The organism is Gammaproteobacteria bacterium, from assembly GCA_028819075.1.
In the GTDB taxonomy this organism is placed as follows: Bacteria; Gemmatimonadota; Gemmatimonadetes; order Longimicrobiales; family Gaopeijiaceae; genus BD2-11.
Genome location: JAPPMM010000047.1, coordinates 62,432 through 76,160, shown reverse-complemented (window position 1 = coordinate 76,160; position 13,729 = coordinate 62,432). Strand labels below are relative to the sequence as shown.

At 67.9% G+C, this 13,729-nt stretch carries 11 protein-coding genes; 5 read left to right on the top strand and 6 right to left on the bottom strand.

The window, feature by feature from the left end:
- Positions 1-5: 5 nt before the first annotated feature.
- Both recQ and OXU32_12720 read left to right on the top strand, forming a co-directional pair.
- Positions 6-1,820, top strand: a complete 1,815-nt coding sequence (gene recQ, locus OXU32_12725) for a DNA helicase RecQ (GenBank protein ID MDE0074813.1) — start codon at positions 6-8, stop codon at positions 1,818-1,820.
- Positions 1,817-3,463, top strand: a complete 1,647-nt coding sequence (locus OXU32_12720; GenBank protein ID MDE0074812.1) for a SulP family inorganic anion transporter — start codon at positions 1,817-1,819, stop codon at positions 3,461-3,463. The genes recQ and OXU32_12720 overlap by 4 nt, the downstream gene beginning before the upstream one ends.
- A gap of 7 nt (positions 3,464-3,470) precedes the next feature.
- Here the strand turns inward: OXU32_12720 and OXU32_12715 are convergent, their stop codons facing one another.
- Positions 3,471-6,836: a glycosyl hydrolase gene (locus OXU32_12715; protein ID MDE0074811.1), complete on the bottom strand. Its 3,366-nt coding sequence runs from the start codon at positions 6,834-6,836 to the stop codon at positions 3,471-3,473.
- 110 nt (positions 6,837-6,946) lie between these two features.
- Here OXU32_12715 and OXU32_12710 point away from each other — a divergent pair, with 110 nt between their 5' ends.
- Entirely contained in the window at positions 6,947-8,365 is a 1,419-nt protein-coding gene (locus OXU32_12710; protein MDE0074810.1) for a Xaa-Pro peptidase family protein, read from the top strand.
- A 483-nt stretch (positions 8,366-8,848) separates the two neighbouring features.
- Here OXU32_12710 and OXU32_12705 read toward each other — a convergent pair whose 3' ends face one another.
- The 5 genes from OXU32_12705 to OXU32_12685 all read right to left on the bottom strand — a co-directional run bounded on the left by OXU32_12705 (position 8,849) and on the right by OXU32_12685 (position 11,319).
- Positions 8,849-9,352, bottom strand: a complete 504-nt coding sequence (locus OXU32_12705; GenBank protein MDE0074809.1) for a sigma-70 family RNA polymerase sigma factor — start codon at positions 9,350-9,352, stop codon at positions 8,849-8,851.
- Positions 9,353-9,355: 3 nt separating this feature from the next.
- Complete coding sequence (locus OXU32_12700; GenBank protein ID MDE0074808.1) at positions 9,356-9,763, bottom strand: hypothetical protein; 408 nt, start codon at positions 9,761-9,763, stop codon at positions 9,356-9,358.
- A gap of 195 nt (positions 9,764-9,958) precedes the next feature.
- Positions 9,959-10,372, bottom strand: coding sequence for a HEPN domain-containing protein (locus tag OXU32_12695; protein ID MDE0074807.1), 414 nt, complete (start codon positions 10,370-10,372; stop codon positions 9,959-9,961).
- The gene (locus OXU32_12690) at positions 10,372-10,959 is read right to left on the bottom strand and encodes a toxin-antitoxin system HicB family antitoxin (GenBank protein MDE0074806.1); all 588 of its coding nucleotides are present in this window, start codon (positions 10,957-10,959) and stop codon (positions 10,372-10,374) included. Before OXU32_12690 ends, OXU32_12695 begins: the two co-directional genes overlap by 1 nt.
- Positions 10,960-10,971: 12 nt before the next feature.
- The gene (locus OXU32_12685) at positions 10,972-11,319 is read right to left on the bottom strand and encodes a hypothetical protein (protein MDE0074805.1); all 348 of its coding nucleotides are present in this window, start codon (positions 11,317-11,319) and stop codon (positions 10,972-10,974) included.
- Positions 11,320-11,500: 181 nt separating this feature from the next.
- On the opposite strand from OXU32_12685, the gene OXU32_12680 reads away from it, so the two are divergent.
- Both OXU32_12680 and OXU32_12675 read left to right on the top strand, forming a co-directional pair.
- Positions 11,501-12,922 (top strand): CapA family protein, encoded by a 1,422-nt coding sequence (locus OXU32_12680; protein ID MDE0074804.1) that lies wholly within the window; start codon positions 11,501-11,503, stop codon positions 12,920-12,922.
- Between the two features lie 158 nt (positions 12,923-13,080).
- The gene (locus tag OXU32_12675) at positions 13,081-13,716 is read left to right on the top strand and encodes an outer membrane beta-barrel protein (protein MDE0074803.1); all 636 of its coding nucleotides are present in this window, start codon (positions 13,081-13,083) and stop codon (positions 13,714-13,716) included.
- The last annotated feature ends 13 nt before the right edge of the window (positions 13,717-13,729 follow it).

Here is a 13,729-nt window from a genome sequence, read left to right as displayed (position 1 = left end):
GCACGATGATCCGCCGCGTCCTCGAGCGCACCTTCGGCTATTCCGGGTTCCGGGGGCAGCAGGAGGAAGTCATCCGCCACATGGTGGACGGGGGCGACTGCCTGGTGCTCATGCCCACCGGCGGCGGCAAATCGCTCTGCTACCAGATTCCCGGCATCGTGCGCGAGGGCACGGGGGTCGTGGTCTCGCCGCTCATCGCCCTCATGCGCGACCAGGTCGAGGCGCTCCGCCAGTTGGGGGTGCGCGCCGCCTGCCTGAACTCCTCCCTCTCCTACCGGGAGGTGCTGGAGGCGGAAGCCGCCGTGCGCGCGGGTCGGCTGGATCTGCTCTACGTCGCGCCCGAACGCCTGCTCGGCGAGCGCACGCTGAACCTCCTGGCCGAGGCCCGGCTGTCGCTTTTCGCCATCGACGAGGCGCACTGCGTGTCGCAATGGGGGCACGATTTTCGCCCCGAATACCTCCAGCTCTCCGCGCTGCGCGAGCACTTTCCCGACGTGCCCCGCATTGCGCTCACCGCCACCGCCGACGAGCTGACCCGCCGCGAGATCGTCGACCGCCTCGGGCTCCGGGACGCCCCCGTCTTCGTGAGCGGCTTCGACCGCCCCAACATCCGCTACAGCGTGGTCCCGAAGAACAATGCGCGCGCCCAGTTCCGGCGCTTCCTCGACCGGCGTCACCGGGGCGACGCGGGCATCGTCTACTGCCTGTCGCGCAAGAAGGTGGACGCCACCGCGGAATGGCTTCAGGGCGAGGGAGTCGACGCTCTCCCCTACCACGCGGGGCTCGGGGCCGCCGAGCGCCGGCGCAACCAGGACCGCTTCCAGCGCGACGAGGGCGTGGTCATGGTGGCGACCATCGCCTTCGGCATGGGCATCGACAAGTCCAACGTCCGCTTCGTGGCCCATCTCGATCTGCCGAAGAGCATCGAGGCCTATTACCAGGAGACGGGACGCGGGGGACGCGACGGGCTGCCGGCCAGCGCGTGGATGGTGTACGGGCTGAAGGAGGTCGTGACCCTGCGCAACATGGTGGAGGGATCGGACGCGGGCGAAGCGCGCAAGCGACTGGAGGTGCGCAAGCTCGATGCGATGCTGGGCTACTGCGAGCTCACCACCTGCCGCCGCCAGACGCTGCTCGCCTACTTCGGCGAGACCCTCCGCGAGCCCTGCGGCAACTGCGACAACTGCCTGACTCCCGTCGATACCTGGGACGCGACCGAGGCGTCGCAGAAGGCCATGTCGTGCGTGTACCGCACCGGGCAGCGGTTCGGCGTCGTGTATCTCATCGATGTCCTGCGGGGCAGGGAAACGGACCGCATCCAGCGCTTCGGGCACGACCGCATTCCGACCCACGGAGTGGGCGCCGATCTGAGCCCCTACGAGTGGCGCTCGGTGTTCCGCCAACTGGTCGCGCGCGGCCTGCTCTGGGTCGACATGGAGGGGTTCGGCTCGATCCGGCTCACGGACGAGAGCTGGCCTGTCCTGCGGGGCGAGGCGCAGGTGCACATGCGGAGGGACGTGCGCCCGCCGGCTGCCGCGCGCAAGCGCAAACCCCGGGCCGAGCAGCCACCTCCCGATCCCGCAACATGGGACGAGGGGCTGTGGGAGGCGCTGCGCGCGCATCGGCTGGAACTCGCGCGGGCGCAGGGGGTGCCGCCGTACGTCATCTTCCACGACGCCACCCTGCGCGAGATGGTCGAACGCCGTCCGGGAACGCCGGAGGAGCTGGCCGGCATTACCGGGGTGGGCGAAACCAAGCTGGAGCGTTACGGTGAAGACTTCCTGGGCGTGATCGCGAAAGCGGAGCAAGGGGGCGCATGAAATACGACTACCACGCGTTGCGCGGCGATTTCTTCGGCGGGGTGACCTCCGCCATCGTGGCGCTTCCGGTGGCGCTGGCCTTCGGCGTGGCGTCGGGGCTGGGCGCGGCCGCCGGCCTCTACAGCGCGATCGCGGTTGGCTTCTTCGCGGCGGTGTTCGGCGGTACGCGCTCGCAGATCTCGGGTCCCACCGCGCCCATGACCGTCGCCATGGCGGCGATCCTCACCACGCACTCGGCCACGCTCGCGGAGGCCATGATCGTGGTGATCATGGCCGGGCTGCTGCAGATCGCCATGGGCGCGCTCAGGATCGGCCGCTTCGTCGCGTACACGCCGGCGGTGGTCGTGTCCGGCTTCATGTCCGGGATCGGCATCATCATCATTCTGATCCAGAGCATGCCGTTCCTCGGCCTGCCCCCGGTCGCCGGTGGAGCGATGGGCGCGTTGCGGGCGCTTCCGGACGCGCTGGCCAACCTCGACCCCGGCGCGGTGGCGGTCGCCGTTATCACCCTGGCGGTCGCGGTCGCCTGGCCGCCGCGGCTGAGGAAGCTGGTTCCGCCGCCGCTGGTGGCGCTGGTGGCGGGCACGGCGGTCGGAGTTCTCTGGCTCGGCGGCATTCCGGTCATCGGCGAGATCCCCACGGGGATGCCGACGCTTCAGTTCGCACTTCCCTCCGCGGCGTTCCTGGTGAGCGCCCTGCAGCCGGCCCTGATCCTCGCGATCCTCGGCTCCGTGGACAGCCTGCTCACGTCGCTGGTGGCCGACTCGATCACCGGCACCCGCCACAAGGCGAACAAGGAGCTGATCGGGCAGGGCATCGGCAACATCGCCTCGGGGCTCATCGGAGGGCTGCCGGGCGCCGGGGCGACCATGGGCACGGTGGTCAACATCCGTGCCGGGGGCAGCACTCCGTTGTCCGGGGCCCTGCGCGCGGTGCTGGTCCTGGCCCTGCTCCTGGGCCTCGGCCAGTACGTGGAGCCGATCCCCCACGCGGTGCTCGCGGCCATCCTGGTGAAGGTGGGGTGGGACATCATCGACTGGCGCGTCCTCGTCCGCGTCAATCACCTGCGCCGCGAGCACATGATCGTGATGCTGGTCACGCTCGGACTGACGGTGTTCGTGGACCTGATGACGGGGGTCGCGATCGGGCTGATCGTCGCGGGAATGGCGCACTCCAGCCAGCTCGAGCACCTGGAGCTGGACAGCGTGGTGTCCGTGCCTCTGCTCGACCAGATGTTCTTCGGCGAACACGAGGATCCGGCGTTGCTGGACTGGTACTCGGCACGGGTAGGGCTGGTGGCCCTGAAGGGGAGCTTCACCGTGGCCTCCGCGCACAAGCTGGTCGCCGTGATCGGGGGAGACATCAAGGAGCACGAGGTCACCATCTTCGACTTCACCGCCGTGACCTACCTCGACGACAGCGCCGCCATGCTCATTCGCCAGCTCCTCGACGTCGCCGAGCGCGAGGAGACCGATGTCATCGTGATGGGCCTCTCGGGTTCGCCGGCCGAGACCCTGCGAACCCTGGACATCCTGGACGGAGTGCCCCGGAAGCATAGGGTGCGGACGCTCGACAGCGCGCGCGATGTCGCGATCGAACTCCTCAAGAAGCGCGATTCGGGTGCCGGACAGCTGATCGGCTGAGAGTGGTCTAACCCCCCGGCGGCCAGCTCGGCAGCGCCCGCCCTGTGGTCCACGGCACGCCCGCCTCCTCCAGCCGCCCCTCCAGCGCGGGAAGGTCGGTCTCCACCAGCCGCTGCAGCTCGGGGTACATGGTGCTGAACGCCTCGCGCGCGACGCGGTACTGCTCGCGGTGGGTGCCCGTGGGTCCGTGGGTGCCGTTCCAGTGTCCGCGCACGACCTGGTTGACCCGCCCGGCGATCCCCGGCAGGTCGGGTTCGGCGCGCGACGTGCGCGTGCGTGAGCCATCGAGCGCTTCGCGCAGGTCGAGCAGGCGGAGCTCCAGCGCCCGCGCCTCTCCCATGAGGGCGGCCGGCGCGGCGGGCCAGCGCTCGAGTGCCTGCTGGACCGCGCCGATGCGCTGGGCGGCCCCCGCGGCCGCGCGCTGCGAACCGGTGACGGCGCGCAGGAGTTCGCCGGTCTCGCGCTGGAAGGCGAGCACGACCGCCCGGTCCTGGGCGGCGATGGCGGGCTTGGTCAGCGGGGCGATCTCGAAGGAAACGGGACCGGCCAGTTCGGTCACCTCGCCGTCCACCCGCTGCGCCAGCGACACCGTGTAGCTGCCTGGCAGAGCCATCGGCCCGTTGCCGCCCCCGAAGCCGCCCCCGCCACCTCCGCCGGTGACGGGCGTGTACGCGGGGTAGCGGTAGTTCCAGACCGCACGGTGAACGCCGCGTGACGTCGAGCCGTTGACCACGTTCACCACCTGTCCGCCCTCATCGCGCACGGTCAGGTACACGCGCGGCGCCTCCTCGCGGTCCTCCTCGAGCAGCTCTTCCCACGACGGATACGGGGTGTCCTCGCCCCGGCCCGCGGCCCGCCGCTCCTCGGCCTGCCTCTCGGCCCGCCGCGTGCGCAGCGTCTCGCCGACCCAGTAGGTGAAGGTCACGCCCACGGGCGGATTGTCCGCCGCATAGAAGTTGGCGCCGTTCGCTCCGCCGGGGTTCCAGGGCACGTACATGTCACCATCGGCCACCTCGAACAGGTGTCCCGCGGAGGCGAGGATGGGCTCGGGTCCCCGCGCCAGCTCCCGCAGCGGCGTATAGTCGTCGACTACGTAGAAGCTGCGCCCGAAGGTGGCCGCCACCAGATCGCCCTCCCGCTGCTGGATCTCCAGGTCGCGCACGGCAATCGTGGGCAGCCCGCTGGCGAACTCCATCCACGACTCGCCCCCGTCCACCGACACGAAGGCCCCGAATTCCGCCCCCAGGAAGAGCAGGTCGGGCTCGACGTGGTCCTGAACGATGGAGAAGGACGGGCTGTTGTCCGGCAGCCCGCCGGTGATCGCGGTCCAGCTGCGTCCGCGGTCCTCCGACTTCAGGACATAGGGGCGGAAGTCGCCGCGCTTGAAGTTGTTCACCACCGCAAAGACCGCGTCGGGATCGTGCAGCGAGGCCTCGACATCGTGCACGAAGCTCGTGTCCGGCACGCCCGGAAGGCTCGCGATCTCGCGCCAGGTCTCGCCTCCGTCCTCGGTGACCTGCACCAGGCCGTCGTCCGTACCGACATAGATCAGTCCCTCGACCAGCGGGGACTCGGAGATGGCCACGATGTGCCCGAACACCGACGTCGACCGGTTCTTGCCCACCGCGTCGACGCTCCACACGCGCCCCATCACCTCCAGCTGGTTGCGGTCGATGTTGCGCGACAGATCCCCGGAGATCGCGCGCCAGCTCGAGCCCTGGTCGTCGCTCCGGAAGAGGATCTGGGCCCCGAAATAGAGCCGGTGATTGTCGTGCGGCGACATGATCAGCCCCGCGTCCCAGTACCAGCGCAGCGGCGGTCCGCCGGGATCGGCCTGGGGCTGAATATCGAGCCGCTCCTTGCTCCCCCGATCGAAGCGCGACAGCACGCCGTGCTGCAACTGTGAATAGATGATGTCCGGATTCTCCGGATCGATCACCGGATCGAAGCCGTCGCCGCCCAGCGTCACATACCAGTCCGAGTTGCGGATGCCGCCCCCCAGCGTCTGCGACGGCCCGCCCATGGTATTGTTGTCCTGCGTTCCCCCATAGACATAGTAGAAGGGTTCGTCGTTGGAGGTCGCGACCTTGTAGTACTGGGTGAGGGGAAGATTGGTGAAGTGGCTCCAGTTCTCCCCGAAGTCGAAGGTCTCGTACAGTCCGCCGTCATTCCCCAGAATCAGATGCTCCGGATCGTCCGGGTCGAATGCGAGGGCGTGATGGTCGACGTGCACGCTCTGAGTGGGCAGCCGCCTCCAGGTCTCGCCCCCGTCGTCGGACATCTCCAGGAAGGTGTCCATGGCATAGATGCGGTCGAAGCGATGCGGATCGGCATAGAGTTCGTGATAGTACATCGGCGCGGTCGACTGGTAGCGTGACGTGCGGCTCCAGTTCTCGCCCATGTTCTCCGAGCGGAAGGTCCCGCCGTCGTTCCCCGACGCCTCGACGATGGCGTAGAGCACATCCGGGTTGATGGGAGAAATCGCCATCCCGATGCGTCCCTTGTCCCCGGAGGGCAGCCCGCGGTTGATGGCCCGCCAGGTCTCGCCGCCGTCGGTGGACTTGTGGATGCCCGAGCCGGGCCCCCCGTCGATCATGGTCCACTGATGCCGGCGCCGCTGCCACGAGGACGCGTACATCACGTCCGGGTTGCGCGGATCGAAGTAGACCTCGTTCACGCCCGTGTGCTCGTCGATCTCGAGCACCAGCTCCCAGGTCTCGCCCCCGTCCCGCGTGCGGTAGAGTCCGCGCTCGCCGCCCGCGTTCCAGAGCGGCCCCTGCGCCGCCACGAGGACGGTGCGCGAATCGTCCGGATGCACCGCGATCATGCCGATGTGCCTGGAGGTCTCGAGTCCCATGTTCGTAAACGAGCGCCCCCCGTCCACAGACTTGTACACGCCGTCGCCGTAGCCTACCGAGCGCTGGCCGTTGTTCTCGCCCGTGCCCACCCAGAGGGTCAGGTGGTCGTTCGGGTCGAGCGCGATGGCCCCGATGGAGTACGAGCCGTAGTCGTCGAAGATGGGCGTCCAGGTGGTCCCGGCGTTGGTGGTCTTCCAGACGTTCCCGGAGGAGGCCGCCACGTACCAGGTGCTGCGATCGGTCGGGTCGATGGCGATGTCGGCGATGCGCCCCGATGCGACGGCGGGTCCGATGCTCCGCCACCTGAACGACGAGAGCAGGCCGGAGTTCAGTTCCGCCGGGGCGTCCGCGTCGGATTCCTGGGCATGGAGCGCGCCGGGCACGCCCCCGGCCGTGGACGCTGCCGGCAGCAGTGCCGTAAGCAGAATCAGGACCGACAGCGCCGGGAAGCAGCGGAAGAACACGCGGCCGGAGTGCGAGAACGCCTGGCGGGTTCGGAGACGGAGGTCGTACATCGTGTATTCCTTGGGGCGGTAGTGTGTAAGGACGGAAAGAGTGTAGACGGGGGACGCCCCGACCGCCAAGTTGCCGGTACAGCATCCGTCTTCGACCAGGATCGTGAATCATGTCGGCCAGAGTATTCCGCCGCGGCGTCATCGTGCTCATTCTCGCATCTGCGAGCCCCGGCCTGCCCGTGAAAATCAGTCCGGACGGGGGCATCCCGTCACCGGCGGCGCCCCTTGCCGCCCAGACCCCGGAGCAGCGCTACCGCGACTGGACCCGGCTGGAGTTCCGGGCCCAGGAGTACGCATACCGCCGCGCGCGCATCCTTGACGGCCTGCGCGCCAGCGGGGGCGGGCTCCTGCTCACGCCCTCCTCCGACGGGCTCACCCACGGCGAGACCTTCCGCCAACTGGAGGACTTCTGGTATCTGACCGGCCTCGAAATCGTGCATTCGATGCTGGTTCTGGACGCCGGGCGCGACCGCTCCATCCTCTTCATGCCCCGGCGGGATCCGCGCTTCGACAATCCGGGGCGGCCCAACGACTTCCCCGGGCGCCCGCTGTTCGACGACTATCAGCTGCGCAGCATCGCGGGCATCGACGAGTACCGGGATATCGACGACTTCGACGACTTCCTCCGGCTTCGGGTGCGCGGCGGAGCGACCCTGAGGGTGAACGCGGGCTCGACCGGGGAGATCACGCCCCCGGCCGTCCCACTGATCGGAAGCCTGGATGCGACGGCTTCGCTGATCCTCCGGTTGAGCACCGATTATCCTGACGCCGCAATCGTCAACGCCTTCGACGTCGTCGCCCGCCTGCGCATGATCAAGACCCCGGCCGAGATCGATCACATGCGCGTCGCCGCCGATGCGACCATGGCGGGGATCCAGTCGGCCGCCTGGCGCATCCGTCCCGGGGTCGACGAGCGCACGCTTCAGGGGGAATTCGAGAACACCTGCCGCACCTTCGGGTCCCAGTCGCTGCCCTTTACGCCCATCATCAAATCGGGCCCCAACAGCCTCTGGCCCTGGCGCGTGCTGGCTGCCCACTACGACCGCCGCAACCGCAGAATGGAGGACGGCGACCTGGTCATCTTCGACGTCGGATGCGAGGTGGACGGCTACATCAGCGATGTCGGGCGCACCTTCCCGGTAAACGGGACGTTCACGGACGTCCAGCGGGAGAAGCTGCTGGTCAGCACGCGGGCTGCCGACGCGATCATCGAAGCCGTCCGGCCGGGCGTCACCCTGCGCGACCTCACCAGCGTGGCCTACGCGGCCATCCCCGACGAAGAGGAGCCCCACATGCAGACGGGTTCGTTCTTCGGCCACCACATCGGCCTCTCAGCGGGCGATCCCGCGCTGATGGACGAGCCGCTCGCGCCCGGCATGGTGTTCACCGTCGAGCCGTGGTACTACAACCACGACATCGGCGTCGCGGTCTTCGTGGAGGACGTGATCCTGGTGACCGAGGACGGCGCCGAGGTGCTGACCGCCACGCTGCCGCGATCGCCGGAGGAGCTGGAAGCGCTGATGCGGTGACCGGCGCGCGGCCGACCTATGCTTCGCTGGCGGTGAACAACAAGAGAAGTATCAACAAGAGTGCGGCGGGCATCCACGCGATGGCGAGTGGCCCGGGGGACGCGAGACTCGGGAGTTCCCACCCCGCGATGCCTGCGCTCGTCAGCCACTCCCGAAGCGACCTCCAGGCATTCCCCGGAAGGGGTGCGACGATCATCCCCAATCCGATGGCCGACGCCCCGCTCGCAATCACTATCGGAAGCAGTGTGCGCCACGACTCTTCCGACCGCCTGCGAATCCGGGCCTTGAGCCAGATCAGGTAGGGGTCCGGCAAGGGAGCCGGTGCCGAATCCACGGTTTGGCCGAGCTCGATCATCCATCGAATCGCGGTGCTGGATTCCCTGCACGAGTGGCATCGCGCCACATGAGCCGTCAGCTCGTCGCTCCATCTTCCCGCCCGTGCCGCCTCGATCACGGATTCCCCTCTGGGGCATGGATCCGTCATCATCGCACCTCCTCCGGGCCCCACCCGTGGCCCTCCAGAATCCCCGCCAACCTCTTGCGCGCCCGGTACAGCACGACGCGGACGCTGTTCTCCCCGATGCCCATCGAACCAGCGATCTCGCGGTGGCTGGCCCCCTCCACATACGCCAGCCAGAGAAGCATCCGTTCCCTCACCGAGAGCCGCGCGAAGAGCCGCTCCATGTCGAGAGCCAAGTCATGTCTCGGGCTCTCCGAAGCCGGCGAGTTCCATCTCCGTTGGTGTTTTCGCTCGCGACCCACTCTTCGCCCGTGGTCGGCAACCAGCGTCCGCGCCGTCTTGTACAGGTAGGACCGTACCTGCCCGATGGCTGCATCCTTCATGTCGGCGCGAAGCAGGCGGTAGTAGGCTTCCTGCAGAACATCATCTGCCAGCGCCGAATCCCTCACCGCAAGCTGCAGGTACGCTCGAAGCCGCGGCGCCGTACGCTCGTAGACCTGGCGGAACGCGGCTTCGTCCTCATGCATTCGCTACTGACGCCACTGGTCAGACAGCTTCTTCGAGATGATGGCCGCAGCGATGAGACCGACCCCGAGCGCCGTCGTCCCGACGCCGGGGTAAAGAAAGCCGTCCTCCCATATCATGAGTACGAGGAAACCGAGTCCCAGAACGGATGAGACGACTCCCGCGGAAAGAACGACCAGCATCATGCGATGCGGGTCGGACTCGAACTGACCCAGGAACTGCTTCCCGTCGTCCGTTTCGATGAACTCCGCGAGTTCGCGGCCCGACTGGAACTTGGCCAGCAACTGCTGCTGGGTTTCGGCCTGCCTGGCCAGTCGAGCCTGATTCACCCTGGCCCTCAGCCAGACGATCCCCACGACGGCTGCGAACAGCCCCAGCGTCATCACTATGTCCTCGAACGCGCTCCAGTTCACCTGTCACCTCTCGTCTCGTGCTTGCGGGGCCATCGTCCAACGGATCGTGCCGGGGCGGCGGGAATACCCCGTTTCTCCACCGCCGGGGATCCGTTTCTCCACCATCTAGAACGTTCGATGCACGCAACCGGTTAACATCTGCGGCAGAACAGGCGGGTGGCGAGGGTGCCTGATCCCGTCAGCAGTGGTGCGAGGTCAAGCCCCCATCACGGCCGGATACACCAGCTCGACCGTGCCGCGCGCGCAGGCGCGAGCCTGGACGGCGTCCTCCCGCGAGTAGAACCCCGAAGGCGTCAGGTCTTCGGCCCCGTGGAACGCGAGCTCCCGGTCCCGCCGCAGGTGCCGGGACCATTCGGCCAGCGATTCGACCTCGCGCTCGATCCTGGTGGGCAGGCGATCCCGCTCCGCGAGCAATACCTCGGAAACGTCGTGCACCCGGGGCGGGTCGATTCCGCGGAATCGCAGCAGTCCCTTGAGGGCGAGTTCGACGATCTCCTGCGACTCGCGGACCACGTCCGCCCAGCTCTCTCCCTCGAAGAGAACGTCCAGGGCCGCAAGCCGGATCTTCGCCCGCCGGAGATAGTCGGGGGCCAGCCCGGGGTTTCGCATCAACCGGCCCGCACCCAGTACGGCTGCCCTTCCGCGAAGCGGCGGACGATGTCCCCGTCCGCGATCCGTTTTCGCACCTCCGCGAGTCGCGTTGATACCTCGAAGCCGCGCTCGAACAGGATGACGCCTTCGGTAGCGACCTCTCCCCACAGGCCGGAAGGCACCTTCCCTTCGGGCAGTAGATGGACGAAATGGGCCTCCACGTCGAGGCCTTGCCAGGAGAGTCGGGGGGCGTCGTCCCAGCGCCGGTACAGCCTTCGCGAAACGGAAAGATTGTCGGCTGCAATCAGGAGAACATCGAAATCCGACGTCGAATCGTGCTCGCCACGCACCCACGATCCGAAAGCCACGACGCCGACCAGTGCTTCGCCGAGGATGGATGCGGCCCGCTCGACGATTGCGGTGGCTTCCTCGTCCAGCCAAACACCAGGCGCAGCCAGTTTGCGGGCGCAGTATTCGTTAAGGGACGTAGCCGACGAGCGCGCCGCTTCGCGCAGCGTGCCATGGAGCCCGGGATCGATGCGGAGGACGAAGCGACCAGAGGGGGCGCGGGACTCGCGGGGATCGACAGTAGTATCAGACGACATGTCGAGATGATACTACGTGTTCCCGATGCGATCAACGGAATCCGCGTCCCAGCGCTGCTCCGCCTCGTCATCGGCGAGTCCGATCCGATGTTCCCGGGATGTGCCCGACAGGATTCGCTTCTGGTGCGGGACGATGGCGACCGACAGGATCGCCATGGCGACTGCCGCCGCGATCACCTCCAGAAAGCCTCCGAACTCCGTTCCCAGGAATCCCCCGAAGAACCCGCCCACGCCCTGCGCCGCGCGAACCCATCCTCGCGACGAGCGGCTTTCAGGGTGGCTCGGCGGCCTGCCGGATTCCACCCGGTGACGTGCGACCAGCAGCAGCCAGAGCCAGACGGCCCCCAGGAATGTCGTCACTCCGAGCATCGGCGTCCGCCCAAAAGTGCCTTTGATGTTCAGTCGAGAGGGATCACATGCTCGCTCAGGCGGCCTTGCGTCCGACTCGCGATGACACCCACAACCCCTTTACTATGCCCATCAGAGGCAGCCGGGCCAACCGGCACCCGAGCATCGACCCGTTTTTTTCAGGAGGAGTGGCATGCTCAAGCGATCCTTGCTCATCGGCGGCGCGATCACCCTGTTCGCTTTCGCGGGCCCCACCGAGGCCACCGCCCAGGACCCGTCCGGAAGCCTGTCCGCCGACGGCATGTTCACCGTGGCCCTCACCGGAGACGCCATCATCACGCGGCGGCTCTCCCCGTACAAGGAACCCCAGTACCTCGACATGATCGAGCTCGTGCGGAGCGCGGACGCCTCGTTCGTCAATCTCGAGGTGCTTTTCCACGACTACGAGCCGTATCCGGCCGCCTCCAGCGGCGGCACCTGGATGCGCGCGGACCCGAACCTGGCCAGCGAGCTGGTGTGGGCCGGGTTCGACATGGTGTCGATGGCCAACAACCACACAGGCGACTATTCCTCGGACGGACACCGAATCACGCGCAGGCACTCGGAAGCGGCGGGGCTGCTCACCGCGGGGACGGGGGAGAACCTGGCAGAGGCCCGCGAGGCCCGCTTCCTCGAGACGCACGACGGCCGCGTCGCGCTGATCTCGGTGTCGTCGGCCTTCCCGCCCCACTCGGTCGCCGGTCCGGCCAAGGGCGGGGTGCGCGGACGTCCCGGGTTGAACCCGCTGCACGTGATCACCACGCGCTACGTGGAGCGGGGACAGCTCGAGGAACTGCGCCAGTCGGTCCAGGGCATGGACCTGGAGGCGCTTGGGCAGCGGGGCGAACTCGGGGCGCCCGGCGAGCCGCTCAACCTGTTCGGCACGGTGCTTCATCCGGCCGACGAGTCCGGCATCGACAGCGATCCCGATCCCGAGGACATGGCGGAAATCGCGGCGGTCGTGAACAACGCTTCGCGGCTGGCCGAGTACGTGGTGGTGACCATCCACGCGCACAACCAGGGCCCGTACCTGAAGAAGTTCGCGCACGCGATGATCGACGCCGGCGCGGACGTGTTCGTGGGGCACGGACCGCATTACCTGACCGGCATCGACATCTACCAGGGCAAGCCGATCCTGTACTCGCTGGGCGACTTCATCTTCCAGAACGAGACCCTGCTGCGGCTGCCGTACGACAACTACGCCGGTCTGGGACTGGAGGGCGATCCCAACGCTTGGGTTGCCGACTTCAACGCCACCCGCTACCAGAACGAGACCACCGGCTTTCCCGCGCGGGCCGAGATCTGGGAGTCGGTGGTCGCGATGCCGACGTTCCAGGGCGAGGAGCTGGTAAGCCTTGAGCTGCACCCCATCTCGCTCGGATTCGGGCAGCCCGCCACGGTGCGCGGCCGGCCGATGTTCGCGGACCGCGAGCTGGGCAGGAAGATCATTCAGGACCTGATCGACGCGTCCGAGCCGCACGGCACCGTGGTCGAGTGGGACGACGCGCGCGGCATCGGCTTCGTGCGCCTCCCGGCGGTCGCCACGGACGGCGGGAGGTCCGGTCCGGGCGGTTGAGCCCGTCGAGCCGGCTCGCTGAATCCGTCGGCCCGAACCGCTGACATGCTTCGGCCCCGGGTGGAGGGTCTCTCGCCACCTTCCCCCGGGGCCGTTTTGACAAACCGCGCGCGCGCGCCGTACTCTGCCCATTGGCACATTCTGGTATGGAGGGCGATATGAAGCGCGTCGTGTTGGTCACCTTCCTCTCATTCCTCGCCCTTCCTCCGACCGACCTCTCCGGACAGCTGTTCGGCTCGCTGGGCGATGCCGCACCCGGTGACGATGTCGTGTCCGTGGGACTGATCTTCGGACAGATGAACCCGACGACCCGGTTCCGCGACGGCGGAGGGTTCGACGCTACCACGCTGCTGGGCGGCGCTCTGAACTTCTGGTTCCATCGGCACATGGGCGTGCAGATCAACGCCTTGTCGACGGAACACGGGACCCTGGGGGCTTCCGACGGACGCTCGTCGATCGTATCGGGTCGTGATCCGCGCATCTGGACCATTCAGGGTGACTTCGTGGTCCGTCTTCCCCTGGCGGCCGGAGGTCTGACGGTATCGCCGTACGGAGCCGCCGGGGCGGGATGGAAGTCGTACAAGTGGGTCTTCGATCCGCAGGGCGGACCCGATGCGCGTGGGTTCGACGGCGCGTGGAGCTTTGCGGGCGGGGTCGAGGCCCGCTTCGGAGCGGAGAGCCGCATCGGGCTCCGCGGCGAGTTCCGGCAGCTCCAGACCTCGTTTACCCGCTTCGGTGAAGACCTCACGCACAAGGACCGGGTCCTCACCGGCGCGCTGCTGATCAACTTCTGAGGCGCCGCGGGGC

Coding starts and splice junctions, on each gene's coding strand:
- recQ (MDE0074813.1), top strand. CDS start 6: ATGATCCGCCGCGTCCTCGAGCGCACCTTCGGCTATTCCGGGTTCCGG.
- OXU32_12720 (MDE0074812.1), top strand. CDS start 1,817: ATGAAATACGACTACCACGCGTTGCGCGGCGATTTCTTCGGCGGGGTG.
- OXU32_12715 (MDE0074811.1), bottom strand. CDS start 6,836: ATGTACGACCTCCGTCTCCGAACCCGCCAGGCGTTCTCGCACTCCGGC.
- OXU32_12710 (MDE0074810.1), top strand. CDS start 6,947: ATGTCGGCCAGAGTATTCCGCCGCGGCGTCATCGTGCTCATTCTCGCA.
- OXU32_12705 (MDE0074809.1), bottom strand. CDS start 9,352: ATGCATGAGGACGAAGCCGCGTTCCGCCAGGTCTACGAGCGTACGGCG.
- OXU32_12695 (MDE0074807.1), bottom strand. CDS start 10,372: ATGCGAAACCCCGGGCTGGCCCCCGACTATCTCCGGCGGGCGAAGATC.
- OXU32_12690 (MDE0074806.1), bottom strand. CDS start 10,959: ATGTCGTCTGATACTACTGTCGATCCCCGCGAGTCCCGCGCCCCCTCT.
- OXU32_12680 (MDE0074804.1), top strand. CDS start 11,501: ATGCTCAAGCGATCCTTGCTCATCGGCGGCGCGATCACCCTGTTCGCT.
- OXU32_12675 (MDE0074803.1), top strand. CDS start 13,081: ATGAAGCGCGTCGTGTTGGTCACCTTCCTCTCATTCCTCGCCCTTCCT.